The sequence below is a fragment of the Curtobacterium sp. YC1 genome, from assembly GCF_016267665.1.
GTDB lineage: Bacteria > Actinomycetota > Actinomycetes > Actinomycetales > Microbacteriaceae > Curtobacterium.
Genome location: NZ_CP066341.1, coordinates 700434 through 724476, shown reverse-complemented (window position 1 = coordinate 724476; position 24043 = coordinate 700434). Strand labels below are relative to the sequence as shown.

The following is a 24043-nucleotide window of genomic DNA, read 5'->3' as shown; positions in this document are numbered from 1 at the left end:
GCCGAGGGTCTCGCCGATCGCGGGACCCTCGGTGGGCTCAGGCGACGATGCGCTCCCGCGCCAGGTCGGCCACGAGCCGCTCCAGCCGGGGCCCACGCCCCACCAGTCGGCGCGACCCCGGCCCCGTCCGCACGAAGAACGACGTCACGGCGGGCCGGTCGTCCGGTCGGACGTAGTGGATGACGACGGCGCAGCCCCGTCGGGCGACGTCGCGCGCGACCGGGACGTCCTCGAGTCCGACGTGTACGACGCGGCTCCACCGGATCACGAGCAGCCGGGTCGCCCGGCGGTCGTCGAGCTCCCACAGCGATGCCTCGGTCGCCCCGAAGGCCCAGGTGACCCGGGCACCGAGACGTGCTTCCGGGCGCACCTCGGCCACGGCCTCCTGCAGCTCGGGCGTCGGCGCAGCGGGCACGAGCCAGACGGTGGGGTCGATGCGACGGATGGCGAGTGCGAGGGCCTCGTCCGCGTGCCGCTGCCGAGCCACCGCCGTCCGGACGACCGCGGCGACGATCACCACGACGCCGAGACCGATCGCCCCGAACTCGACGATCCCGTACCAGGACAGGTCGGCACCCGGGACGACGGCGACGACGACGATGCGGGCGACCAGCAGCGCGAGCCACACACCGACGACCACCCAGCGCAGGGTTGAGAGGCGTCGGGCCGGTGACGTCGGGCGGCGTCCGGTCCCCCGCGCACGGCCGGACCGCGGGACACCATCGGGACGCTGCAGCACGCACCGATCCTCCCACGACCTGCGCGCCACCTGCTGGCCAGGGGCGGTGAACGCCGGGGGAAGCCCGCGCACAGCCGACGAGCGGCCCCGCGACCTACGCTCGTGCCGTGACCACCGAGACGCCGACGGACGAGCCGACCGTGCAGCCGAGCACCACCCCGCTGCGACGACCGGCCCTGCTCGCGGCAGCGGTGGGCGTCGTCGCCGCCGCGGCGTTCCTCGGGGTCGCCGAGTTCGGTGCGCTCCTGCTGGGCGGCGCAGGGAGTCCGCTCGTCGCCGTCGGCTCGGCCGTGATCGACCTCGCTCCCCCGGGCGCGAAGGACCTGATGGTCGCGCTGTTCGGTACCGGCGACAAGGTCGCCCTGTTCGTCCTCATGACCGTGCTCGTGGTCGCGATCAGCGCCGGGGCCGGGGTGCTCGAACGAGCGCGCCCTCCGTTCGGTGCGCTCGTCTTCGCCGCCGGCGGGGTGCTCGCGCTGCTCGCGGTCAGCACCCGATCGGGGAGCGGCACGTTCGACGGCGCTCCCACGGTCCTCGGCGTCGTGGCGGCCGTGGTCGTCCTGCGCGTGGTGCTCCGTCGGCTCCGCCGGTGGGAGGCCGCGGCGGCCGTGCCCACGGCGTCGCCGCGGCCCGCTTCGGTGGAGCGCCGCGCGTTCCTCGTCTGGGGCGTCACGACGGCGACGGTCGCGGTCGTGGTGGGCACCGCCTCCCGGCTGGGGTCGTCCGCGATGCAGGCGGCCGCCGCTGCCAGACGGGCCGTCCGCCTGCCCGGCGCGGCGGTGCGCGGGCCCGCGGTGCCCGCCGGTGCGTCGCTCGATGTCGAGGGGATCACGCCGTACCTCACCCCGAACGCCGACTTCTACCGGATCGACACGGCGCTCCGGGTCCCCGCCGTCGACCCCGCCGACTGGTCGCTCCGCGTGCACGGTGCCGTCGAGCAGGAGATCACCCTGCGCTGGGACGAGCTGCTCGCCCTGCCGCTCGAGGAGCACGTCGCCACGCTGAGCTGCGTCTCGAACGAGGTCGGCGGCGACCTGATCGGCACGGCCCGGTGGCTCGGGTACCCCATCCGCGACCTGCTCGCACGGGCGCGGCCGACGGGCGACGCCGACATGGTCCTCTCGCGCAGCGTCGACGGGTTCTCCGCCGGCACCCCGCTCGACGTCCTGCAGGACGACGGGACGGCAGCGCTGCTCGCCGTCGGGATGAACGGTGAGCCGCTGCCCGCCGAGCACGGCTTCCCGGTGCGGATGGTCGTGCCCGGGCTGTTCGGCTACGTCTCGGCGACGAAGTGGGTCACCGAGCTCGAGGTCACGCGGTTCGCCGACGCGCAGGGGTACTGGACGCCCCGCGGGTGGTCCGAGCGCGGGCCCGTCAAGCTGGAGTCCCGCATCGACACCCCGCGCAACGGCACGACCGTCGCGGCCGGGGAGCGCGTCGCGATCGCCGGGGTCGCCTGGCAGCCACACACCGGCGTCAAGGCGGTCGAGGTCCGCGTCGACGGCGACACGTGGCAGCGAGCGGAGCTCGCCGACTCGGCGTCGGCCGACACCTGGCGGCAGTGGGTGCTGCGGTGGACACCGGCCGAGGGGTCGCACCGGATCGAGGTACGGGCGATCAGCGCCGACGGCCAGGTGCAGACGAGCGTGGAGCGGCCGCCGGCACCGAACGGTGCGACCGGCTGGCACTCGGTGACGGTCGACGCGCGCTGACGCCGCGGGCGGGTGGCGCGACACGCCACGTGCGTCGCGTCGAGGGTGCGCAACGTGTCGGTGCGCAGGGGCACGGGCGACACGTCGTGCCGCCTCGGTGGACCCGAGCGGCGCGTCGTGCCGCTTCGGCGGACCTGAGCGGCGTGTCGTGACCGCTCGGTGCGGACGTCCTCCGGTACCCCGACGGCCTGGAGGCCCGGTGTCGGACCGCCCCGCGCCTCGCCCTGGGCGCGCCACACGCCACGTGCGTCGCGCCGAGGGTGCACAACGTGTCGGTTCGCGGACGCGCGGACGACACGACGTGCCGCCTCGGCGGACCTGAGCGGCATGTCGTGACCGCTCGGTGCGGACGTCCTTCGGTCGCCCGACGGCCTGGAGGCCCGGCGTCGGCCCGCCCCGCGCCTCGCCCTGGGCGCGCCACACGCCACGTGCGTCGCGCCGAGGGTGCGCAACGTGTCGGTTCGCGGACGCGCGGGCGACGGGTCGTGCCGCCTCGGCGGACCTGAGCGGTATGTCGTGACCGATCGGTGCGGACGCCCGCGCGCGCGCGGACGTGCGCGGGAACGTCAGGCGGGCAGGGTCGCGACGACGCAGGTACCGTCGACCTCGTCGTCCCGCTCGACCACGGCATCGAAGCCGGCCGACGTGAAGAGTCCCGCCGAGACCGACGCCTGCTCCTCCGACACCTCGATGACGACGGCGCCACCGGGGCGGAGCCACTCCCCCGCACCCGCGGCGATCCGGCGGTGCAGGTCGAGGCCGTCACCGCCGCCGTCGAGCGCGACGCGGTGCTCGTGCTCGCGGGCCTCGGTCGGCATCAGGTCGATCGACGCCGTCGGGACGTACGGGGCGTTCACCGCGACGACGTCGACCGCGCCGCGGAAGCGCTCGGGCAGCGGGGCGAACAGGTCACCCGCGACGACGATGCCGCGGTCACCGATGTTCTCCGCCGCCACGTCAACGGCATCGGGGTCGATGTCGGTGGCGACGAGGTCGAGCGCACCGACGCGACCGAACAGCGCGACCGAGATCGCCCCCGCGCCGCAGCACAGGTCGACCACGCGGTCGTACCGCTGGAGTCGGCGTGCGGCGTGCTCGACCACCACGGTGGTCCGGGCACGCGGGACGAACACCCCGGGTGTCACGCGCATGCGGTGCCCGTCGAAGGCCGCCCAGCCGAGCACGTACTCGAGCGGTTCCCCGGCCAGCCGACGCTGCACGAGGGTCCGGAGTCGCACCGGCTCACCGTCACCGGCCTCGAGCAGCAGGTCGGCTTCGTCCTCGGCGAAGACGCTCCCCGCGGCCCGGAGCCGGGCCGCGAGGGCGTCACGCGCGGGGTGGGTCACCAGGGTCTCGCAGACTCGTCACGATGACGAGACGGTGCAGCGCCGTCGGCTGTGCCCATTCGTTCGACGGCTCCGCTACGCTGCGCCGTCGAACATCGACGTGACGGAGCCGTCGTCGAAGACCTCGTGGATCGCACGGGCGATGAGCGGCGCGATCGGCAGGACCTCGAGGCGGTCCCAGCGCTTCTCCTCCGGCAGGGGCAGGGTGTCGGTCACGACCACGCGGTCGATGAACTCGCTCTGCAGCAGCTCGGTGGCGGGGTCGGAGAAGACCGCGTGGGTCGCCGCGACGACGACGCCCGTGGCCCCGGCGTTCTTGAGCGCCTCGGCGGCCTTGGCGATCGTCCGGCCGGTGTCGATGAGGTCGTCCACGAGCAGGCAGACCCGACCGTTGACGTCGCCGACGATCTCGTGCACGGAGACCTGGTTCGGCACGAGGGGGTCGCGCCGCTTGTGGATGATGGCGAGCGGGGCGCCGAGCTTCTCGGACCAGATGTCGGCGACGCGGACCCGGCCCATGTCGGGCGAGACGACCGTCAGGGTCTCGGGGTCGAGGATCTCGCGGAAGCGCTCGAGGAGCACGGGCATCGCGAACAGGTGGTCGACCGGGCCGTCGAAGAAGCCCTGGATCTGCGCGGCGTGCAGGTCGACGCTCATGATGCGGTGCGCGCCGGCGGCCTTGAACAGGTCGGCGACGAGACGGGCCGAGATCGGCTCGCGCCCGCGGCCCTTCTTGTCCTGTCGGGCGTACGGGTAGAACGGCGCCACGACGGTGATCCGCTTCGCCGACGCACGCTTGAGCGCGTCGACCATGATGAGCTGCTCCATGAGCCACTCGTTGATCGGCGCGGTGTGCGACTGGATGACGAAGGCGTCACAGCCGCGCACCGACTCGTCGAAGCGGGCGTAGAGCTCACCGTTCGCGAAGGTCCGCGCGTCGGTCGGCACGAGGTCGACCCCGAGCTCCTCCGCGATCTCGGCAGAGAGCGCCGGGTGTGCTCGCCCTGAGACGAGGACGAGTCGTTTCTGGCCGGTTGTCTTGATTCCGGACAAGTGCGGTGCTCACTCCCTGACCCACGCGGGGCCGTGATGATCGGCCCGAGAGCCGTCAGACCTGTTCGCCGTTCGCGAGCCGAGCAGCCTCGGCCGCCGGTGTGCCGGGTCGGTGTTCCTCGACCCATCCGTCGGTGTTGCGCTGTGGGGCGTAGCTGATCGCGAGCGATCCCGCCGGGACGTCCTTGCGGACGGTCGTCCCGGCGCCGGTGTACGCACCGTCGCCAATCCTAACCGGGGCGACGAACACGTTGTGCGAGCCGGTGCGGACGTTCGAGCCGACCTCGGTGCGGTGCTTGTGCACGCCGTCGTAGTTCGCGGTGATCGTGTTCGCCCCGATGTTGGAGTCCTCGCCCACCTCGGCATCACCGATGTAGGACAGGTGCGGCACCTTGCTGCCCCGGCCGATCCGGGCGTTCTTCGTCTCGACGAAGGTGCCGATCTTGCCGTCCTCGCCGAGGATCGTGCCGGGCCGCAGGTACGCGAACGGCCCCACCGAGGCCCGGTCACCGATCACCGCGAGGGTGGCGTCGACCCGGTTCACCGTCGCGCCGGCCCCGACCTCGGTGTCGCGGAGCGTGGTGTCCGGCCCGACGACGGCACCGGCGGCGATCGCCGTCGCGCCGACGAGCTGGGTGCCGGGCAGGATCTCGGCGTCGGGTTCGATGGTGACGTCGAGGTCGATCCAGGTGGTCGCCGGGTCCTGCACCGTGACGCCGGCGACCTGGTGCCGGCGGACGATCCGGGCGTTGAGCTCCCGGGCGGCGTCGGACAGCTGGGCGCGGTCGTTGATGCCGGCGACGAGCCACTGGTCGGTCAGCGTGACGACGTCGACGATGCCACCGCGACCGGCGATGAGCGTCGGCGCGTCGGTGATGTACTTCTCGCCCTGGGCGTTGGCGGTGGTGAGCGCGGGCAGCACGGCACGCAGGTGGGCGACGTCGAAGGCGTAGATGCCGGCGTTCGTCTCGGTGATCGCGCGCTGCGCGTCGGTGGCGTCCTTGTGCTCGACGACCCCGACGAACGCCCCGTCGGCGTCGCGGACGATGCGCCCGAGGCCGGTGGGGTCCGGTGCGATCGCGCTCACGAACGTGGCGCCGTTGCCGCCGCCGACGTGGGCGTCGACGAGGAGCCGGAGCGATGCGGCGTCGAGCAGCGGGACGTCGCCGGACAACACCACGACCGCGCCGTCGAAGTCGGCCGGCAGTGCCTGGACCGCGACCTCGACCGCCCGGCCGGTGCCGGGGACGTCGTCCTGGTCGACGATGATCGCGTCGGGTGCCCGCTCGACGACCTCGGCCGCGACCCGGTCGCGCTCGTGCCGCACGACGACGGCGACGTGCTCCGGGCTGAGCGACGACGCGGTGCGCAGGACGTGCCCGATGAGCGGCAGCCCGGCGAGCCGGTGCAGCACCTTGGGCGTGGACGACTTCATGCGCGTGCCCTGCCCGGCGGCGAGGACGACGACGGCGATGCGCTGGTCGGTCATGCACCCATCCTGGCGCACCGCGGCTCGGAGCGCCGGACCCGACCACGGCCCTGTGCGCGACCGCGGGCACGACCGCAGCCGGTGGACGCACGCGCACCGGGCCTCCAGGCCGTGGCGGCGCCCCGCCGACCCTCAGGCCCGCGCCACCGCCGGCTCCGGCTTCACGAACGCCATCAGCACGAGCCCCGCGATGAGCACCACGACCACACCGAGGATCCCGAACCGCGTCGACCCGCCGACGGTCACCGCGACGCCGAACAGCGCCGGTGCCAGGAACGACGCCGCCCGGCCGGTGGTGGCGTAGAGGCCGAAGAGCTCGCCCTCGCGGCCGGGGGTCGCGAGCCGTGCCAGGTAGGCACGGGACGACGACTGCACCGGACCGACGAACACGGCGAGCGTCAGGCCGAGCACCCAGAACCACTGCGTCTCGTTGCCGGCGGCGAAGACCCCGACCCCGCACACGGCGAGTCCGACGAGGGAGACCATGATGAGCGCACGCGACCCGAACCGGTCGTCGAGGCGTCCGGACACGAAGGTCGCGATGCCGGCCACGACGTTCGCGGCGATGGCGAACAGGATGACCTGCGACGGACTGAACCCGAACACCTGGGCCGCGACGATCCCGCCGAAGGTGAACACCGCACCGACGCCGTCGCGGAAGACCGCGCTGGCGAGCAGGAACGCGAGGACGTTGCGTCGCTCGCGCCACAGCCGGGCGACGTCGCGGGCGAGGTCGGCGTAGGCACCGAGCACGCCGCCGCCACGGGTGCGGTCGGGGACGGCCTCGGGCACGGTGAGGAACAGCGGGATCGAGCTGACGGCCAGCCAGACGGCGGCGATGCCGATCGCGACGCGGACGTCCCACTGGCCGGTGGCGACCGTCGCCGGCAGCTGCAGCAGGCCGCCGACGACCCCGTCCCCCCGGAAGTCCTGGATGCAGAGCACGAGCAGCAGGACGAGCAGCACGATCCCGCCGAAGTACCCGGCCGCCCACCCGATGGCGGAGACCCGGCCGGTGCGTTCCCCGGAGGCGACCTGTCCGATCATGGCGTTGTAGCCGACGGTCGCGATCTCGTACGCGACGGTGCCGATGCCGAGCAGGGCCGCTCCGAGCAGCAGGTACGGCTGGCTCGGCGCGACGAACACCATGCCGCCGATGGACAGCGCGACGCCGATCGTGGCGATGAGGACGGACCGACGCCGGTGGCCGGACGAGTCCGCCAGGCGGCCCATCGCCGGGGCCACGAGCGCGACGACGATCCCCGCGATGGTGAGCGCGGTCGACACCACGGCGGCGTTGTGGGCGAGCTCGCGCTCGACGAGCGCCTTGCCCGCCGCCGACGTGTCGCCGACGAGCGCCGGGTCGACGAAGGCCCGGCTCGCCAGGTACGTGCTGAACACGAAGGTGGTGACGACCGCGTTGAACGCGGCGGACCCCCAGTCCCACAGCGCCCAGGAGACGAGCGCGCGCCGGTCGGTGCGCTGCGGCACGACGGCGGCCGGTGAAGCGGTCATGCGCGAACCGTAGCGCGTCCCGGTGACGCGGCGGTGGCCCCGTTCCGGGTCACGTGCCGGGCTGGGCCGACACCGCCGGTTCCGGACCGACGCGCCAGCGGCGGGCCGGCAGAGCCGGTGCGGACGGGAGGCGCGGGGCGGGCCAGCCCCGCGCCTCCCGTCCGCACCGTGGGCGCGTCGGGTACCCGCCTGGTCAGGCCGGGACCCCGCCGGGGTAGACGACGGACTTGAGTGACTCCGGGTCGGTGTCGCTCTCGAGGGCCTCGCGCACCTCGTCGAGCCCGTAGCGGCCGGTGACGAGCGAGTCGAGGTCGACCTGTCCGGACGCGACCAGCTGGATCGCGACCGGCCAGGTGTTCGTGTACCGGAAGATGCCGGTGACCGTGACCTCGAGGTTCTGGATGTGCTCGACCGGCAGCGTCATCTCGGAGTTGCCGAGCCCGACGAGCACCGCGGCGCCCGCCGGACCGACCGCCTTGATGCCGTCCGACACCGCTCGGGGCGCACCGCTGGCGTCGATGAACGCGTCGACGGGGACGATGTCGGACGCGACGGACACCGCGGTGGGGTCGACCACCTCGGTCGCGCCGTACTGCAGGGCGCGCTCGCGGCGCTCCGGCACCAGGTCGCTGACGACGATGCGGGTGGCGCCGAACGCCTTCGCGACCTGCGCGCAGATGATGCCGATCGGGCCGGCCCCGGCGATGAGCACGGAGGAGCCGGGCACGATGCCCGCCTTGCGGACGGCGGCGATGCCGACGGACAGGGGTTCGAGGAGCGCGCCGGCCTCGAACGACACGGCGTCGGGCAGGACGTGCGCGAACTCGGCCTCGATGGTGACGAACTCGGTGAAGGCGCCGTCGACCGGCGGGGTCGCGTAGAAGCGCATGTGCGGGCAGAGGTTGTAGCGGCCGGCCAGGCACTGTGCGCAGCGGTGGCAGGGGCGCTGTGGCTCGATCGCGACGCGCTCCCCCACGCGGGACGGGTCGACGCCCTCGCCGACGGCGGCGATGGTGCCGGCGAGCTCGTGGCCGAGCACCAGCGGCTCCTCGACGACGAAGTCGCCGATGCGGCCGTGCCGGTAGTAGTGCACGTCGGAGCCGCACACGCCGACCGCGGCGACGCGGACGAGCACGTCGCCGGGCTCGACGGCGGGGACGGGGCGGTCCTCGACGGTCAGGTCCTGGGTGCCGAGCAGCACGCTGGTGCGCTGGCGCTGGATGGAGGTCATGCGGTTCTCGCTTCCTCGACCGCGTCGTCGCGGTCGTGCTGGGTCGTTGTGGGGACCGCGCCGTCGGCCGGTGCGGACACGGGGACAGCGGTGGTGACGGCGAGCGGGTTGCGCAGCAGGTCGCGGAACCCGATCTCGGCGGCACCGTGGAGCAGCACGTCGGAGCCGAGGGCGGCGGGCACGATGCGCAGTCGGTCGGTCATGCCCGTCATCGACTGCGCCCGGACGGCGTCGACGATCCGGTCGCCGACGTGTTCCAGGAGCACCCCGAGGAACCCGCCGAGCACGACGACCTCGGGGTTGACGGTGTGGATCGCGTTGCGTAGCGCCGTCGCGAGCGCCGCCACCTGCCGGTCGACGACCCGCTCGGTCTCCGGGCGACCCGCGGCGAGCGCCACGGCGAGTCCGACCAGGTCGTCCGGGGCCGTGCCGGCGGCGGTGGCGAGCGCCTCGCGGGACGCCTCGGTCTCCAGGCACCCGACGGCACCGCAGTGGCAGCGGACGCCGTTCGCAGCCACGAACGTGTGGCCGAGTTCGCCCGCGTACCCGTCGGCGCCGCTCAGCGGTCGGCCGCCGGTGATCACGCCGCCACCGATGCCGCTCGCGCCACCGTTCAGGTACACCAGGTCGTCCACACCGCGCCCACTGCCGGCGAGCCGCTCGGCCCATGCGCCGAGGTTGGCGTCGTTGGCCGCCCGGATCGGCAGCCCGGTCCGGTCGGCCAGCGGGCCGGCGAGGGGTTCGTCGTGCCAGCCGAGGTGGGGTGCGTACTGCACGCTGCCGTCCTCGACGCGGACGGTGCCGGGGACGGCGACGCCCACCCCGACCAGCCGGAGCGCCCCGGTCCGGTCGCGGCTGCGGTCGGCGGTCGTGCGGACCGCGTCGAGCAGTGCGCCGACGGTCTCGACGGCCTCGGCGGCGGTCGGGGGGCGGTGCTGCGGTTCGACCAGCCGCGCCCGGACCGTGCCGTCGAGTCCGACGAGGGCGACCTCGACGGCGTCGATCTCGACCGTGACGGCGGCAGCCACCACGTCGGCGGCGGCGCGGACCACGGGGCTCGGCCGTCCGACCCCGGATCCGGGGGCGCCGGTGACCGGGACGTCCTCGTGCAGCAGTCCGAGTTCGACCAGCTCACCCACCAGTGCGAGGGTGGTCGACCGGTTCAGGCCGGTGCGGCGGGTGACCTCGGCGCGGGTGATCGGCCCGTCCTCGTGCACGAGTCGGAGGACGCGTGCGGCGTTGCTCGGCGCCGCGGGCTGCTGTGCCATGCGTCCTCCTCGGTGGTTTGGTGTGTGGTGCCGGCCGTGGCATGCGTGCGTGCGTGCGGCCGGGTCTTCGTGCTGAGCGACGATCTTCGCAGTCGGGAGCCCGTGGGATGTCGCCCACCGCGGGACAACGGCCCCGCGGCCCCGCGGCCCCGCCCGCGCGCTTGCCGCCCCCGCTACCGCGAGCGGGAGAACGCCGCGTCGAACGAGGCCTCCGGCGGGGCGATCGCCCCGAGCCGCCGGACGAACGCCAGCGCCTCCGGGCCGCCGACCAGCCGGTCCATGCCCGCGTCCTCCCACTCGACGCTCGTCGGCCCCGTGTACCCGATGTGGTTGAGCACGCGGAACACCCGCTCCCACGGCACGTCCCCGTGCCCGGCGGTCACGAAGTCCCACCCGCGCCGGGGGTCGCCCCACGGCAGGTGGGAGCCGAGTCGGCCGTTCCGCCCGTCGAGCTGCTTCACCGACTCCTTGCAGTGCACGTGGTACACCCGGTCGGCGAAGTCGAGCAGGAACGCCGCGGGGTCCAGGTCCTGCCAGACGAAGTGCGACGGGTCGAAGTTGAACCCGAACGCCGGCCGGTCCGCGAAGACCTCCAACGTCCGACGAGCGGTCCAGTAGTCGTACGCGATCTCGGACGGGTGCACCTCGAGCGCGAAGCGGACGCCGACCTCTTCGAAGACGTCGAGGACCGGCGACCAGCGGTCGTGGAAGTCCTGGTACCCGGCGTCGATCATGCTCGCCGGCGCGGGCGGGAACCCGGCGACCGTCTTCCAGATCGACGATCCGGAGAAGCCCGTGACGGTGTCGACGCCGAGCGCGGCCGCGGCCCGGGCGGTCCACTGCAGTTCCTCGGCGGCACGCTGCCGCACGCCCTCGGGATCGCCGTCGCCCCACACGTGCGGCGGGACGATGTCCTCGTGCCGCTGGTCGATGGGGTCGTCGCACACGGCCTGTCCGACCAGGTGGTTCGCGATGGTCCAGACCCGCAGGCCGTTGCGTTCCAGGATCGCGAGCCGGTCCGCCACGTACTCCGGGTCCGTCGCCGCGCGCCGGACGTCCAGGTGGTCACCCCAGCAGGCGATCTCCAGGCCGTCGTACCCCCACTCGCCCGCCAGCCGGGCGACCTCCTCGAAGGGCAGGTCGGCCCACTGCCCGGTGAACAGGGTGACCGGCCGGGAGGCCCGGGTCGCCCCCGTCGTGTCGCTCGCGTCCGTCGTCGTCATCGTCGTCGTCCTTCCTCGCGGTGGTCGGGGTCCGTCACCAGGACCCGGGTGCGGACCCGGCGGGGACGGTGGCGGGGCGCTCGACGCGGGAGTGCACGTCGACGACCGCGTGGTCACGGGCGGCGGCCGAGACGGCCTCCATGACCTCGAGCACGTGGAACGCCAGGTCGCCGGAGGCTCGGTGCGGCCGGTCGGTGCCGATCGCGTGCGCCATGTCGGCGAGCCCGTAGCCGCGACCGGCGTCGGCGTACCCGGCGGACACCGGCAGGTCGTGCCAGGAGCGGTCGTCGGCGGTGGCGATGGACACGGTGTCCGAGAACCGGTTCGGGTCGGGCACGCCCAGGGTGCCGGCGGTGCCGTACACCTCGAACAGCGGGGCCCGGGTCGCCCAGACCTCGAACGAGACGGTGACCGTGGAGACCACGCCGCCCTCGTGCTCGAGGACCGCGACGACGTGCGTGTCGACGTCGACCGGGATCGGCGTGCCGGCGTTCGGCCCGGTCGCGATCGTCCGCTCGCGGGTGGAGCGCGTGGCGCTGCCGCTGACCCGGACGACCGGTCCGAAGAACGTCACGAGGCTCGTCAGGTAGTACGGCCCCATGTCGAGCAGCGGGCCGCCGCCGGGCTGGTAGTAGAACGCCGGAGCCGGGTGCCAGAGCTCGTGGCCGGGAGCACTCCACGAGACCGCTGCCCCGACCGGCGTGCCGACCAGGCCGTCGTCCAGGGCGGCCCGCGCGGTCTGGATGCCGGTGCCGAGGACGGTGTCGGGGGCGCTGCCGACCCGCAGCCTGGCGTCACGGGCGAGCTCGAGGACGGGGCCGGCCTCGGCCGTCGACATCGCCAGCGGCTTCTCGCCGTAGACGTGCTTGCCGGCCCGGAGCGCCCGGGTGGCGATGTCGGCGTGCGCCGCCGGGATCGTCAGGTTGAGCACCACGTCGACGTCGTCGGCGGCGATGAGCTCGTCGACACTCGTGCCGCGGACCCCCTGGGCCGCCCCGACGGTCCGGGCACGCTCGACGTCGATGTCCGCCACGGCGGCGAGTTCGAGCCCGGGCAGCGCCGGGAAGTGCTCGAAGTACTGCTGGCTGATGACCCCGACGCCGACGACACCGACGCGGAGCACCCCCTCGTTCACCGTGCTGCCCACAGGAGTCCCCGTTCGATGATGGTGCGGAGCGGTTGCGACTCGACGACCTCGAGCCGGTGACCCGGAGCCGAGACGAACACCCGTCCCTCGCCCCACTGCCTGGTCCAGATCGCGGGCGCGGTGACCGGCCGGTTCCAGGCGTCGAAGTCCCGGGCCTCCTGCGTCGTGGTCGCCAGCACGTCGTTGTACTCGTCGCTGAGCACCCAGTACTGCTCGGTGACGAGGTCGAAGTCCTCGATGCCCTGCGTGATCGGGTGCTCGTGCCCGAGGTCGGTGATGTGCACCGTGTACGGGATGTAGTTGTCCGACTGCTCGCCGACCCGTTCGTCCGGGTGCTTGCCCGCGTGGTGGGCGAACTGTCCGCCGACCATGTGCAGGTAGTCGGCGGTGTTGCGGAAGGCGTCCGCGATGCCGCCGTGCCACCCGGCCAGGCCCGCACCGCCCAGCACGGCGCGCTGCAGCCCGGCGAACTCGTCGTCGGCGATCGTCGACATCGTGACGACCTGCACGATCAGGTCGACCTCGTCCATGACGGCGGCGTCGGCGTAGACCGCGGTGCCGTCCTCGACGCGGACGTCGAAGCCGTTGTCCCGCAGGAACGGCACGAACAGGTCGGTGGTCTCGACGGGCATGTGACCGTCCCAGCCCCCGCGCACGACGAGCGCCCGGCGGGTACCGTCCGCGGCGGTCACGAGGTCACCGTCCAGCTGCTGCCGGCAGCCGCGCTGCGCTCGACGGCGTCGAGCACGCGCTGCACGTGCAGGCCGTCCTCGAACGAGGGCGACGGGTCGGTGCCGGACGCGATCGCGTCGACGAAGTCCTTCACCTGGTGACTGAAGGTGTGCTCGTACCCGATGAGGTGCCCGGTCGGCCACCACGCGGCCATGTAGGGGTGCTCGGGCTCGGTCACGAGGATGCGCCGGAAGCCCTGCTCCCCCGCCGGGGCCGACGACTCGTACAGCCGCAGTTCGTTCATGGACTCGAGGTCGAACTGGATCGCACCCTCGGACCCGCTGATCTCGAGCGTCAGGCCGTTCTTCCGGCCGGTCGCGTACCGGGTGGCCTCGAAGGTGCCGATCGCACCGTCGGCCGCGCCGCCGCCGAGCCGCGCGGTGAAGAACGCGGCGTCGTCGACGGTGACCTGTCCGCGCTCGCTCGACGCGGTACCGGAGAGCCCGACGCCGTCGGCGAGCAGGGGGCGCTCCGTCACGAAGGTCTCGAGCAGCCCGGAGACGCTGGTCAGCTGCGCCCCCGTGACGTGCTCGACGAGGTCGATGGCGTGCGCCCCGATGTCGCCGAGTGCCCCGGAACCGGCGAGCGACTTGTCGAGCCGCCAGGTCATCGGGCCGTCCTCGTCGGCGAGCCAGTCCTGCAGGTAGAGCGCACGCACCTGGCGGACGGTGCCGATCCGGCCGTCCTGCACCAGCTGCCGGGCGAAGGCGATGGCGGGCACCCGGCGGTAGCTGAAGCCGACCATCGCCCGGACGCCCTGTGCCCGGGCGGCCTCGGCGGCAGCGGTCATCGCCTCGGCCTCGGCGACGGTGTTGGCGAGGGGCTTCTCGCACAGCACGTGCTTGCCCGCCTCGAGCGCCGCGACGGCGATCTCGACGTGCGAGGACCCGGGCGAGACGATGTCGACGACGTCGATGTCCGGGTCGGCCACGACCGCGCGCCAGTCGGTCGACGCGGCCTGCCAGCCGTACTGCACGCGCGCCGCCTCGGTGCGTTCCGGGTCACGCCCGACGACCACCGCCATCTCCGGCACGGCCCCGAGGTCGAAGAACCGTGGGGCGGTCCGCCAGGCCTGTGAGTGCGCGGCTCCCATGAAGCCGTGCCCGACCATGGCGACCCGGAGTCGTTGCTGCTCCGTCGACACTCTTGCCATCCGCTCGCTCCTTTGCGATCACGTCCTTGCCAGAGTCAACACTACCCCTTATGTTGGGCGCGGCAACATTTTGTTTCGACGACGAACGGTGACCACCATGGCAACGACGCCCACCCGTGCAGACAAGTTCTCCTTCGGTCTCTGGACCATCGGCTACAACGGCTCCGACCCCTTCGGCGGCCCGACCCGTCCGGCCCTCGACGTGGTCGAGGCGGTCGAGAAGCTCGACGAGCTCGGCGCCTACGGCCTGACCTTCCACGACGACGACCTGTTCGCGTTCGGCTCCACCGACGCCGAACGGCAGACCCAGATCGACCGCCTCACGGGCGCGCTCGACTCGACCGGGATCGTCGTCCCGATGGTCACGACGAACCTGTTCTCCGCCCCCGTCTTCAAGGACGGCGGCTTCACCTCGAACGACCGGCAGGTGCGTCGCTTCGCCCTCCGCAAGGTCCTGCGCAACATCGACCTGGCCGCCGAGCTCGGCGCGTCGACGTTCGTCATGTGGGGCGGCCGCGAAGGCTCCGAGTACGACAGCGCGAAGGACGTGCAGGCCGCGCTCGAGCGCTACCGCGAAGCCGTCAACCTGCTCGCGCAGTACGTCACCGACAAGGGCTACGGCATCCGCTTCGCCATCGAGCCGAAGCCGAACGAGCCCCGCGGCGACATCCTGCTGCCGACCCTCGGCCACGCGATCGCGTTCACCGAGACCCTCGAGCGTCCCGAGCTGTTCGGCATCAACCCGGAGGTCGGCCACGAGCAGATGGCCGGGCTGAACTTCACGGCCGGCATCGCCCAGGCGCTCTACCAGGGCAAGCTCTTCCACATCGACCTGAACGGCCAGCGCGGCATCAAGTACGACCAGGACCTGGTGTTCGGTCACGGCGACCTGCAGAACGCGTTCTCGCTCGTCGACCTGCTCGAGCACGGCGCCCCGCAGGGCGGCCCGGCGTACGACGGCCCGCGCCACTTCGACTACAAGCCGAGCCGCACCGAGGACATCACCGGCGTCTGGGACTCGGCGTCGGCCAACATGCGCATGTACCTGCTCCTCAAGGAGCGTGCGCAGGCGTTCCGTGCCGACCCCGAGGTGCAGGAGGCCCTGTCGGCGGCCAAGGTCGACGAGCTGTCGAAGCCGACGCTGAACAGCGGCGAGTCGTACGACGACTTCCTCGCCGACCGCTCGGCCTACGAGGACTTCGACGCCGACGCCTACTTCGGCGGCAAGGGCTTCGGCTTCGTCCGCCTGCAGCAGCTGGCGATGGAGCACCTGATGGGCGCGCGGAATTGACGGCAGACGCGCCAGCGGCTGCGTTCCGCGCGCTGAGGCGGCCTGCCGCCGAAGGGGCTGAGAACACGGACGGGCGCCAGCTCGTCGCCGGCGTCGACTCGTCGACCCAGTCCTGCAAGGTCACCGTCCGTGACGCCGCGACCGGCGCCGTCGTCCGGGAGGGTCGCGCGACCCACCCGGACGGCACGTCCGTCGATCCCCGCCACTGGTGGGACGCCCTCGGCACCGCGATCGCGGACGCCGGTGGCCTGGACGACGTCGGCGCCGTCGCGATCGCCGGGCAGCAGCACGGCATGGTCGCGCTCGACGCCGACGGTCGCGTGGTCCGCGACGCCCTGCTCTGGAACGACGTGCGCAGTGCGGACGCGGCCGCGCAGATGGTCGACGAGCTCGGCCGGGAATCCTGGGTCGCCCGGACCGGGTTGGTGCCGGTCGCGTCGTTCACCGGCACCAAGCTGCGGTGGCTCCGCGACGCGGAGCCCGAGAACGCAGCCCGCGTGGCGGCCGTCGCGCTGCCGCACGACTGGCTGTCGTGGCGGCTCCGCGGGTACGGCCCGGCGGACGAGAGTCCGCTCGGCCCCGACCTCGACGCCCTGGCGACGGACGCGTCCGACGCCAGCGGCACGGCGTACTGGGACCCGGTGCGCCGCGAGTACGACCCGGAGCTGTTCGAGCTCGCGCTCGGGCGGCCGATGCGACCGGCATCGATGGGTGACGACGACGCCGTGGTCGTGCCCCGCGTGGTCGCTCCCGACGAGGCGATGGGCACCCTGTCCACCGACGTCGCGCTGCCCGGCGGCGCGGTCGCCCGGTCCGGCCTCGTCGTCGGCGCCGGACTCGGCGACAACGCCGGGGCAGCGCTCGGCCTGGGTCTCGGCCCGGGTGACGTCGCGGTGTCCCTCGGCACGAGCGGCACGGTCTTCGGAGTCAGCGACGCCGAGGTGCGTGACCCGAGCGGGACCGTGGCGGGCTTCGCCGACGGGACCGGGTCGCGCCTCCCGATCGTCACGACGCTCAACGCGGCCCGCGTGCTCGAGGTGATCGGTGGCCTGCTCGGCGTCGACCACGACGCACTCGGCGAGCTGGCGCTGCAGGCGCCGGCCGGGGCCGACGGCCTGGTCCTGGTGCCGTACTTCGTCGGCGAGCGCACGCCCAACCGACCGGACGCGACCGCCTCGCTGCTCGGCATGACGCCGGCGACCACCGACCGGGCGCACCTGGCCCGGGCGGCCGTCGAGGGGATGCTCTGCGCCCTCGCCGACGGGCTGGCCGCGGTGCAGGACACCGGCGTCACCGTCGAGCGGTTGCTGCTCATCGGCGGTGCCGCGCGGAACCCGGCGGTGCGCGCCGTCGCGGCGCAGGTGTTCGGCCGCGACGTCCTGGTGCCGGAACCCGGCGAGTACGTCGCCGCCGGTGCCGCGAAGCAGGCCGCGTGGGCGCTCACCGGCGCCCTGCCGACCTGGGACACCGCGACGACCACCGTGCCGTCCGACCCGCACCCCGAGGTGCTCGAGCAGTACCGCGCCGCGGCGCGCTGACCGACGCACCGGACCGACACCCGCCCCCGGCGCCCTCGACGAGGGTGCCGGGGGCATCACCGTCCCAGGAGGACCCCGTGCCACTGACCGACCTGCCCCTCGACGCGCTCCGCACCCACCGCTCGGACGTCCGTCGTCCCGCCGACTTCGACGCCTTCTGGGCGGACACGATCGCCGCTGCCCGGACCGCTGGCGACGGGGTCGGGTCGACCCTCGTGCCGGCCGAGACCCCGGTGACCGGTCTCGTGGTCGAGGACCTGACGTTCCCCGGGTTCGCCGGCGACCCGATCCGCGCCTGGGTGACGCGTCCGCTGCACGGCGGGGACGGTCCGCTGCCCGTCGTCGTCGAGTTCCTCGGGTACGGCGGCGGTCGGGGACGCCCCGGCGAGCGGGTCGGCTGGGCCCTGGCCGGGTACGTCCACGTGGTCATGGACACCCGCGGGCAGGGCAGCGGGTGGGCCGGCGGCGACACGCCGGACCCGCACGGTTCGGCGCCGCATGCCAGCGGCTGGATGACGAACGGCATCGGGTCGCCGGCCGACCACTACTACCGCCGCGTCTACACCGACGCCGTGCGGCTCGTCGACGCCGTGCGGACGCTGCCCGGGGTCGACCCGGACCGCATCGCCCTGACCGGTGGCAGCCAGGGCGGCGGCATCGCGATCGCCGCGGCGGCCCTGGTCGAGGCACACGTCGGACCCCTGGTGGCGGTGCTGCCGGACGTCGCGTTCCTCGCCGACTGGCGGAACGGCACCGACGTCGCGGTCGGCGGGCCCTACCTGGAGCTCGCGCAGTACCTCGCCGTGCACCGGGACGCGGCGGACACGGTGTGGGCGACCGCCGCGTACCTCGACGGCGTGAACCACGCCCCCGGCATCACCGCTCCCGCGCTCTTCTCGGTGGCGTTGATGGACGACGTGGTCCCGCCGCGCACGACCTTCGCCGCGTTCAACGCCACGGGGTCCACCGACCGCGAGATCGCCGTGTACCCGTACAACGGGCACGAGGGCGGCGGGTTCCGGCACTGGGAGCGACAGGTGGCGTTCCTGTCCGCCCGCGTCCGGTAGCACGGGCGCGCCGGTCGCCGCTGGCAGCGGGTCGTCCGGCACGGCAAGATGGTGCCTGCAGGCCCGGCCGTCCGGTGGGCCGCCCCGTCGGAAGGCCCCCGTTGCGCGCGCACCCCATCGTCCCCCGACGCCCCCGCACGACGGCGACCGCCGTCGTGCTGGTCGCCGGCCTCGCCCTCACCGGGTGCGCGGCTCCCGGCCAGCAGGACCGTGCCGCCGCCGCGCCGTCGGCCACCGTGTCGTCCACCGCCACCCCGTCCGCCGCGGACCCCGACTGCTTCGACGTCACCGGGTTCCAGCCGGAGAACGCCGACCCGGCCCTGATCGACGCGAACGCGCCGGCCATCACGGTCGTCGGTGTCGACGGGCTGCTGCTGAACCGGTCGGGCTCGAAGGTCACCGCACCGTCCCGGGCCGCCAAGGCGCAGCGCAACCGGGCGCACGCCGCGGACCGCACCGCGCAGCTGCTCGTCAGCAACTACTCCGAGGCCGACGGGGACTTCAGCGAGCCGATCGCGCGGAAGCTCCTGACGTCGTCGGCCAACCGCGCCCGGGTCGTCCGCTCCCTCGCCACCGCCGTCCGGACCGGCGGGTGGGACTCGATCATGATCGACCTCGAGGCGCTGACCCCGGCCGACCGCCGCGGACTCACCGCGTTCGCGCGCGCGCTGCGGGCGGCCGTCGGCGACGACGTCCGGCTCGACATCGCCCTGACCGCGTCGACCTCGGCTGCCGGGTACGCCGACCTCGGGTACGACGTCCGGGCCCTCCGCGCGCCGATCGACCACTTCACCCTGATGGCCTACGACCAGCACGGCCCCTGGGAGCCGAGGTCGCCGGGGCCGGTCGGCTCGCTCGCCTGGTCGTCGAAGGCGGCCCGTGCGCTCGCGACCCTCGCCCCCGCCGACCAGATCGTGCTCGGCGTCGCCGGCTACGGGTACCACTGGAAGGGCAAGCGTCCCGCCGGACAGCTCTCCGACGCCCAGGCCCGTCTGCGGGTCCGGAAGGCGGGCGTGACCCCGGAGTGGGACGCCAAGGTCGGCGAGTGGACCGCGACCCTGCCCAGCGGCGAGGTGCTCTGGTGGTCCGACGCGCGCTCGTTGCGGGAACGCGTGCAGCTGGCGGACCGGCTCGGCCTGGCCGGGGTCGCCGTGTGGTCGCTCGATCTGTCCGACCGGATCGAACCGATCGGCTGACCGACCGCCGCGCCGCCGCCGTCAGGAGCGGGCGGCCCGCTGCTGCAGACGACCGTTCGCGGCAGCGGCGGCAGCGGTCATCCGTCGGAGGAACCCGAGCGCGGCCCGCAGTTCGTGTGGGTCGGTCGCACGCACGGTGGCCGCGATCTCCGAACCGGCGAAGTCGAGGAAGCGGGCGCTCTCCGCGCGGGCCGACTCCGTCGGGCGCAGGGTCACCCGCCGACGATCGGCACTCTCCCGGTGCCGGGTCACGTGCCCGGCCGTCTCGAGCCGGTCGAGCAGGACGGACGTCGCCCCGGTCGTCATGCCGATCTGCTGCGCCAGCCGGGCCGGGGACAGCGGCGTGCCCGCCTGCTCCGCCCAGACGACCTGCCCGAGCGCGTTGGCGTCGGAGACGGGCAGCCCCATCCACGACGACAGGTGCCGCTGCAGTTCGTCGAACGTCACGGCCCAGTCGCGGAGCTGGTGCATCGCGGCGACCTCGTCCTCCGACCACGTGACCTCGAGGGGGCGGATCTCGTCCATCAGGTTCCTTTACTGTGCAGTCGCTTTACTGTAAAGCATGACCACACGACACGCCGTCATCTCCGGAGCCAGCATCGCAGGCCTGTCCGCCGCCTGGTGGCTCCGCCACGTCGGGTGGGACGTCACCGTGCTCGAACGCGCGGCGGCCTTCCGTGACGGCGGCCAGAACGTCGACGTCCGCGGCTTGGCCCGCGAGGTGCTCGACCGGATGGGCCTGACCGACGCCGTGCGCGCGGCGAACACGACCGAGACGGCAGCCGTCATCGTGGACGCCCGGGGCCGCGTCCGCGCCGAGCTGCCCTCCGACGGACCCGACGGCGCCACCGCCGAGCTCGAGGTGCTGCGCGGCGACCTGGCCCGCATCCTGCTCGATGGCCTGCCCGACGACGTCCGGTTCGTCTTCGGCACGACCGTCGCCGAGGTCGAGCACGGGACGACCGCGGACGACCCCGTCACGGTCACCACCGACGCCGGGCAGGTGCTCCACGCCGACCTGCTGGTCGTGGCCGAGGGCGTCCGTTCCCGCACGCGGGACCGGCTCTTCGCGGGGGACGGCGAGGTGGACCGTCGGGCACTCGGGGTCACGATGGCCTTCGGCACGATCCCGAGCACCCCGTCCGACGACGACCGCTGGCGCTGGTACAACGCCGTGGGCGGTCGGCAGGTGCACCTCCGGCCGGACCCGTACGGCACCACCCGCGCGATCCTCGCGTGCACGAGCGACGAGGCCCTGGCCGGACGGGACCGCGGGGACACCCTCGCCGTGCTCCGCGCGCGCTACGCCGGTGCCGGGTGGCAGACCGAGCGGGTGCTCGACGCGTTCGCCACCTCGGACGACGTCTACGTCGACGACCTCACACAGATCCGCATGCCGCGGTGGCACCGGGGCCGGGTGTGCGTGATCGGCGACGCGGCCTGGTGCGTCACCCCGATGGGCGGGGGCGGCGCAGCACTCGCGCTCACGAGCGGGTACGTGCTGGCGGCGTCGCTCCGCCCGGGGCGCGACGTCGACACCGCCCTCGACGCGTTCGACGCGTGGATGCGGCCGCTGGTCGACCGGATCCAGGGCATCCCGAAGGGCATCGTGCACTTCGCGTACCCGCAGTCCCGGATCGGGCTCGCCGGGCGGGCCGTCGCCGACCGGATCCTGACGTCGTCGCTGCTCCGCCCCCTGATCGCCCGCTTCACCCGTGTGGCCGACAGCGACCGACCGCTCCCGCCGATGCCCGACCACGTCGGCAGCACGGGCCGGTGACCATCGGGTGAAGGCGCCCTCATCCCTGCATGCGGGGGTCGGTCGTGGGGTCGACGTACATCTGCGGGCAGCCGTCGGTGGCGGCCTCCGGCCGGAGCTCGTAGTGCCAGGCCTCGTTCGTGTAGATCTGGCACAGCCCGTACGCGGCACCGTGCTCCTGCAGCCACGCGGCCGCGCCCCAGTCGCCGATGTCGACGGCCTCACCGCGGACGTGCGCCGAGGTGTCCGGGGTGGAGACCCAGCGCGCGGCCTCCTCACGTGATCCGTACTCGTCGACGGCGTCGTCGAGCAGCTGCTCCTGCAGGGCGGGCGAGCGCCACCCGCTGTTCATCTCGAACCGCACGCCCTCGCCCTCGGCGTCCCGCGCCGCGTGCCGGACGGCCTCGAGCAGGTCGGCGTCGACCCGCGCCACCCCGGGCAGGTGGTCGTCGAAGACCGACGCCCCCGAGGGCAGCTCGCCGCCGGCCTCGCCGGTGGCGTGGTCGTCGCCGACCCCGGGACGGGCCGTGTCGATCCCGACGGCGGACGCCGGTGCGGCGCCGGGTGTCGGCCAGGCCCCGGCGGACCGGATGGCGACGGCGCCGAGCACCGCGATGCCGATCAGCACGACGGAGACGGCGGAGACCAGGACGAGGGTGGCACGGTGGTGCGACGCTGCGGGACGGGAGGACGACGGTCGGGATCGGTTCGGCATGCGGACGAGTCAACGGTGACGCCGGTTGCCGGAGCGTATGCGTTCCCGCATACGCGGACGATACGTGCCGCCGAATAGCATCGGGTCGTGCGCGTGCTGATCCTCGAGGACGAACCCCTGATGGCCGAGGCCGTCCGCGACGGTCTCCGACTCGAGGCCATCGCGGCCGACATCGCCGCCGACGGCGACGCGGCACTCGAGCTCATCGCGCTGAACCCGTACGACGTGGCCGTGCTCGACCGCGACGTGCCGGGGCCGTCCGGTGACGAGGTCGCCGCCCGCATCCTGGCCTCCGGCACCGGCACACCCGTCCTCATGCTCACGGCGGCGGACCGCATCGACGACAAGGCGTCGGGGTTCGCCGCGGGCGCCGACGACTACCTCACCAAGCCGTTCGAGCTGCGCGAGCTCGTCCTCCGTCTGCGCGCCCTCGCCCGTCGCCGGGCACACCACCGCCCGCCCGTGCTCGAGCTCGCCGGCCTGCGACTCGACCCGTTCCGCCGCGAGGTCTTCCGCGACGGTCGGCACGTCGCCCTCACCCGCAAGCAGTTCGCCGTGCTCGAGGTGCTCGTCGCGGCGGACGGCGGGGTGGTGAGCGCCGAACACCTGCTCGAACGCGCGTGGGACGAGAACGCCGACCCGTTCACGAACGCCGTGCGGATCACGGTGTCGGCGCTGCGCAAGCGCCTGGGCGAACCGTGGGTGATCGCCACGGTGCCGGGTGTCGGGTACCGGATCGACACGGGCGACGACCGGCGATGACGGACCGACGGCCCGGTCCGAGCGTCCGGCTGCGCCTCGCCCTGAGCTACGCCGGTCTCGTCGTGCTCACCGGGGCGCTGCTGTTGGCCGTGGTGTGGGTGTTCCTGCTCCGGTACGTCCCCGCCGACCGGGTCGACACGGCGTCCGGCGTCGTCCCCGTCCAGCGGGACCTGGTGCGCGCGTTCGCGCCGCCGGCCGCACTCGCGCTCGTCGTGCTGCTCGTGGTCGGCCTGGTGGGCGGGTGGTTCCTGGCCGGCCGCGTGCTCGCCCCGCTCACCCGGATCACCGAGGCCACGCGCCGGGTCGCCGCGGGCACTCTGTCGCACCGCATCGACCTGCCCGGCCGAGACGACGAGTTCCGCTCCCTCGCGGACGCGTTCGACGGCATGGTCGCGCGGCTCGAGACCCACGTCGAGGCGCAGCGGCGCTTCGCCGCGAACGCGTCCCACGAGCTCCGCACCCCGCTCGCGATCACCCGCTCGGTGCTCGAGGTCGCCGAGCGCGATCCGGATCGCGACCCGGCCGCCGTCGTCGCCCGGCTGCGGACCGTGAACACGCGCGCCATCGACCTGACCGAGGCACTGCTGCTGCTGAGCCGCGCCGACCAGGGGACGTTCGAGCACCGCACGGTCGACCTCTCCCTGCTCGCCGAGGAAGCCGCCGAGACCCTCGTCCCCCTGGCGGAGGCCCGCGGGCTCGTGCTCGACGTCGACGGTTCGGCCGCCCCCGCCGTCGGGTCACCACCGTTGCTGCTGCAGCTGGTGACGAACCTGGTGCACAACGGCATCGTGCACAACGTCGCGTCGGGCGCCGACGGGCAGACCGGTCCCGGCTGGGTGCGGGTGCACACGAGCAGCGTCGACGGCGAGGCCGTGCTCGAGGTGCAGAACACCGGCAGGACGGTCGCACAGGAGGTCCTGCCGACGCTCACCGAGGCGTTCCAACGCGGCTCCGCGCGGCAGCGGGACGACCACGGCGGTGCCGGGCTCGGCCTGGCGATCGTCGACGCCGTCGTGCGCGCGCACGGTGGGACCGTGCGCCTGCGGGCGCGGTCCGGCGGCGGCCTGGTCGTCACGGTCCGGCTGCCCACGGGCTGACGGACGGGAG

The 24043-nt window shown here is 73.8% G+C and carries 21 protein-coding genes; 8 read left to right on the top strand and 13 right to left on the bottom strand.

Going from position 1 to position 24043, the window contains the following annotated elements:
• Window positions 1-37: 37 nt before the first annotated feature.
• Entirely contained in the window at window positions 38-640 is a 603-nt protein-coding gene (locus I8920_RS03560) for a hypothetical protein (protein WP_198657807.1), read from the bottom strand.
• A gap of 206 nt (window positions 641-846) precedes the next feature.
• Between I8920_RS03560 and I8920_RS03555 the strand changes: the two genes are divergently transcribed.
• Complete coding sequence (locus tag I8920_RS03555; RefSeq protein ID WP_198657806.1) at window positions 847-2451, top strand: molybdopterin-dependent oxidoreductase; 1605 nt, start codon at window positions 847-849, stop codon at window positions 2449-2451.
• A 566-nt stretch (window positions 2452-3017) separates the two neighbouring features.
• Here I8920_RS03555 and I8920_RS03550 read toward each other — a convergent pair.
• The 10 genes from I8920_RS03550 to I8920_RS03505 form a co-directional block, all read right to left on the bottom strand.
• Entirely contained in the window at window positions 3018-3797 is a 780-nt protein-coding gene (locus tag I8920_RS03550) for a putative protein N(5)-glutamine methyltransferase (RefSeq protein WP_332873169.1), read from the bottom strand.
• Between the two features lie 75 nt (window positions 3798-3872).
• Entirely contained in the window at window positions 3873-4850 is a 978-nt protein-coding gene (locus I8920_RS03545; RefSeq protein ID WP_198657805.1) for a ribose-phosphate diphosphokinase, read from the bottom strand.
• A gap of 55 nt (window positions 4851-4905) precedes the next feature.
• A complete protein-coding gene (glmU, locus tag I8920_RS03540) occupies window positions 4906-6339 on the bottom strand; it encodes a bifunctional UDP-N-acetylglucosamine diphosphorylase/glucosamine-1-phosphate N-acetyltransferase GlmU (RefSeq protein WP_198657804.1) in 1434 nt (477 codons plus the stop codon).
• Between the two features lie 132 nt (window positions 6340-6471).
• Complete coding sequence (locus I8920_RS03535; protein ID WP_198657803.1) at window positions 6472-7854, bottom strand: MFS transporter; 1383 nt, start codon at window positions 7852-7854, stop codon at window positions 6472-6474.
• A 193-nt stretch (window positions 7855-8047) separates the two neighbouring features.
• Window positions 8048-9085 carry an NAD(P)-dependent alcohol dehydrogenase gene (locus I8920_RS03530; protein WP_198657802.1) on the bottom strand — a complete coding sequence of 346 codons (1038 nt, stop codon included), beginning with the start codon at window positions 9083-9085 and terminating at the stop codon, window positions 8048-8050.
• A complete protein-coding gene (locus I8920_RS03525) occupies window positions 9082-10353 on the bottom strand; it encodes an ROK family protein (protein ID WP_198657801.1) in 1272 nt (423 codons plus the stop codon). Before I8920_RS03525 ends, I8920_RS03530 begins: the two co-directional genes overlap by 4 nt.
• Window positions 10354-10526: 173 nt before the next feature.
• Window positions 10527-11576, bottom strand: a complete 1050-nt coding sequence (locus I8920_RS03520) for a sugar phosphate isomerase/epimerase family protein (protein WP_198657800.1) — start codon at window positions 11574-11576, stop codon at window positions 10527-10529.
• Between the two features lie 34 nt (window positions 11577-11610).
• Window positions 11611-12723 (bottom strand): Gfo/Idh/MocA family protein, encoded by a 1113-nt coding sequence (locus I8920_RS03515; protein ID WP_198657799.1) that lies wholly within the window; start codon window positions 12721-12723, stop codon window positions 11611-11613.
• Complete coding sequence (locus I8920_RS03510) at window positions 12708-13355, bottom strand: ThuA domain-containing protein (RefSeq protein ID WP_263867491.1); 648 nt, start codon at window positions 13353-13355, stop codon at window positions 12708-12710. The genes I8920_RS03515 and I8920_RS03510 overlap by 16 nt, the downstream gene beginning before the upstream one ends.
• Before the next feature lie 56 nt (window positions 13356-13411).
• On the bottom strand, window positions 13412-14608 hold the full coding sequence (locus tag I8920_RS03505; RefSeq protein WP_232832811.1) for a Gfo/Idh/MocA family protein: 1197 nt from the start codon (window positions 14606-14608) through the stop codon (window positions 13412-13414).
• 97 nt (window positions 14609-14705) lie between these two features.
• Between I8920_RS03505 and xylA the strand changes: the two genes are divergently transcribed.
• From xylA to I8920_RS03485, 4 genes are all read left to right on the top strand, one after another.
• Window positions 14706-15899, top strand: a complete 1194-nt coding sequence (gene xylA, locus I8920_RS03500) for a xylose isomerase (protein ID WP_198657797.1) — start codon at window positions 14706-14708, stop codon at window positions 15897-15899.
• 32 nt (window positions 15900-15931) lie between these two features.
• The gene (gene xylB / locus I8920_RS03495; protein ID WP_198658602.1) at window positions 15932-17437 is read left to right on the top strand and encodes a xylulokinase; all 1506 of its coding nucleotides are present in this window, start codon (window positions 15932-15934) and stop codon (window positions 17435-17437) included.
• A gap of 77 nt (window positions 17438-17514) precedes the next feature.
• On the top strand, window positions 17515-18504 hold the full coding sequence (locus tag I8920_RS03490) for an acetylxylan esterase (RefSeq protein ID WP_198657796.1): 990 nt from the start codon (window positions 17515-17517) through the stop codon (window positions 18502-18504).
• Window positions 18505-18605: 101 nt separating this feature from the next.
• Window positions 18606-19700: a glycosyl hydrolase family 18 protein gene (locus I8920_RS03485; RefSeq protein ID WP_198657795.1), complete on the top strand. Its 1095-nt coding sequence runs from the start codon at window positions 18606-18608 to the stop codon at window positions 19698-19700.
• A gap of 21 nt (window positions 19701-19721) precedes the next feature.
• Here I8920_RS03485 and I8920_RS03480 read toward each other — a convergent pair whose 3' ends face one another.
• Window positions 19722-20225 (bottom strand): MarR family winged helix-turn-helix transcriptional regulator, encoded by a 504-nt coding sequence (locus I8920_RS03480; protein ID WP_198657794.1) that lies wholly within the window; start codon window positions 20223-20225, stop codon window positions 19722-19724.
• A gap of 37 nt (window positions 20226-20262) precedes the next feature.
• Here I8920_RS03480 and I8920_RS03475 point away from each other — a divergent pair, with 37 nt between their 5' ends.
• A complete protein-coding gene (locus I8920_RS03475; protein ID WP_198657793.1) occupies window positions 20263-21480 on the top strand; it encodes an FAD-dependent monooxygenase in 1218 nt (405 codons plus the stop codon).
• A gap of 19 nt (window positions 21481-21499) precedes the next feature.
• On the opposite strand, the gene I8920_RS03470 is transcribed toward I8920_RS03475, so the two are convergent.
• Window positions 21500-22174, bottom strand: a complete 675-nt coding sequence (locus tag I8920_RS03470; RefSeq protein WP_198657792.1) for a M15 family metallopeptidase — start codon at window positions 22172-22174, stop codon at window positions 21500-21502.
• A gap of 87 nt (window positions 22175-22261) precedes the next feature.
• Between I8920_RS03470 and I8920_RS03465 the strand changes: the two genes are divergently transcribed.
• On the top strand, window positions 22262-22936 hold the full coding sequence (locus I8920_RS03465; RefSeq protein WP_198657791.1) for a response regulator transcription factor: 675 nt from the start codon (window positions 22262-22264) through the stop codon (window positions 22934-22936).
• On the top strand, window positions 22933-24033 hold the full coding sequence (locus I8920_RS03460) for a sensor histidine kinase (protein ID WP_198657790.1): 1101 nt from the start codon (window positions 22933-22935) through the stop codon (window positions 24031-24033). The genes I8920_RS03465 and I8920_RS03460 overlap by 4 nt, the downstream gene beginning before the upstream one ends.
• Window positions 24034-24043: the final 10 nt, after the last annotated feature.

Excerpts from the sequence above, each read along its gene's own strand:
- xylA (WP_198657797.1), top strand. The coding sequence starts at position 14,706 with ATGGCAACGACGCCCACCCGTGCAGACAAGTTCTCCTTCGGTCTCTGG.
- I8920_RS03470 (WP_198657792.1), bottom strand. The coding sequence starts at position 22,174 with ATGCCGAACCGATCCCGACCGTCGTCCTCCCGTCCCGCAGCGTCGCAC.
- I8920_RS03520 (WP_198657800.1), bottom strand. The coding sequence starts at position 11,576 with ATGACGACGACGGACGCGAGCGACACGACGGGGGCGACCCGGGCCTCC.
- glmU (WP_198657804.1), bottom strand. The coding sequence starts at position 6,339 with ATGACCGACCAGCGCATCGCCGTCGTCGTCCTCGCCGCCGGGCAGGGC.
- I8920_RS03525 (WP_198657801.1), bottom strand. The coding sequence starts at position 10,353 with ATGGCACAGCAGCCCGCGGCGCCGAGCAACGCCGCACGCGTCCTCCGA.
- I8920_RS03460 (WP_198657790.1), top strand. The coding sequence starts at position 22,933 with ATGACGGACCGACGGCCCGGTCCGAGCGTCCGGCTGCGCCTCGCCCTG.
- I8920_RS03505 (WP_232832811.1), bottom strand. The coding sequence starts at position 14,608 with ATGGCAAGAGTGTCGACGGAGCAGCAACGACTCCGGGTCGCCATGGTC.
- I8920_RS03535 (WP_198657803.1), bottom strand. The coding sequence starts at position 7,854 with ATGACCGCTTCACCGGCCGCCGTCGTGCCGCAGCGCACCGACCGGCGC.
- I8920_RS03510 (WP_263867491.1), bottom strand. The coding sequence starts at position 13,355 with ATGCCCGTCGAGACCACCGACCTGTTCGTGCCGTTCCTGCGGGACAAC.
- I8920_RS03530 (WP_198657802.1), bottom strand. The coding sequence starts at position 9,085 with ATGACCTCCATCCAGCGCCAGCGCACCAGCGTGCTGCTCGGCACCCAG.
- I8920_RS03480 (WP_198657794.1), bottom strand. The coding sequence starts at position 20,225 with ATGGACGAGATCCGCCCCCTCGAGGTCACGTGGTCGGAGGACGAGGTC.
- I8920_RS03475 (WP_198657793.1), top strand. The coding sequence starts at position 20,263 with ATGACCACACGACACGCCGTCATCTCCGGAGCCAGCATCGCAGGCCTG.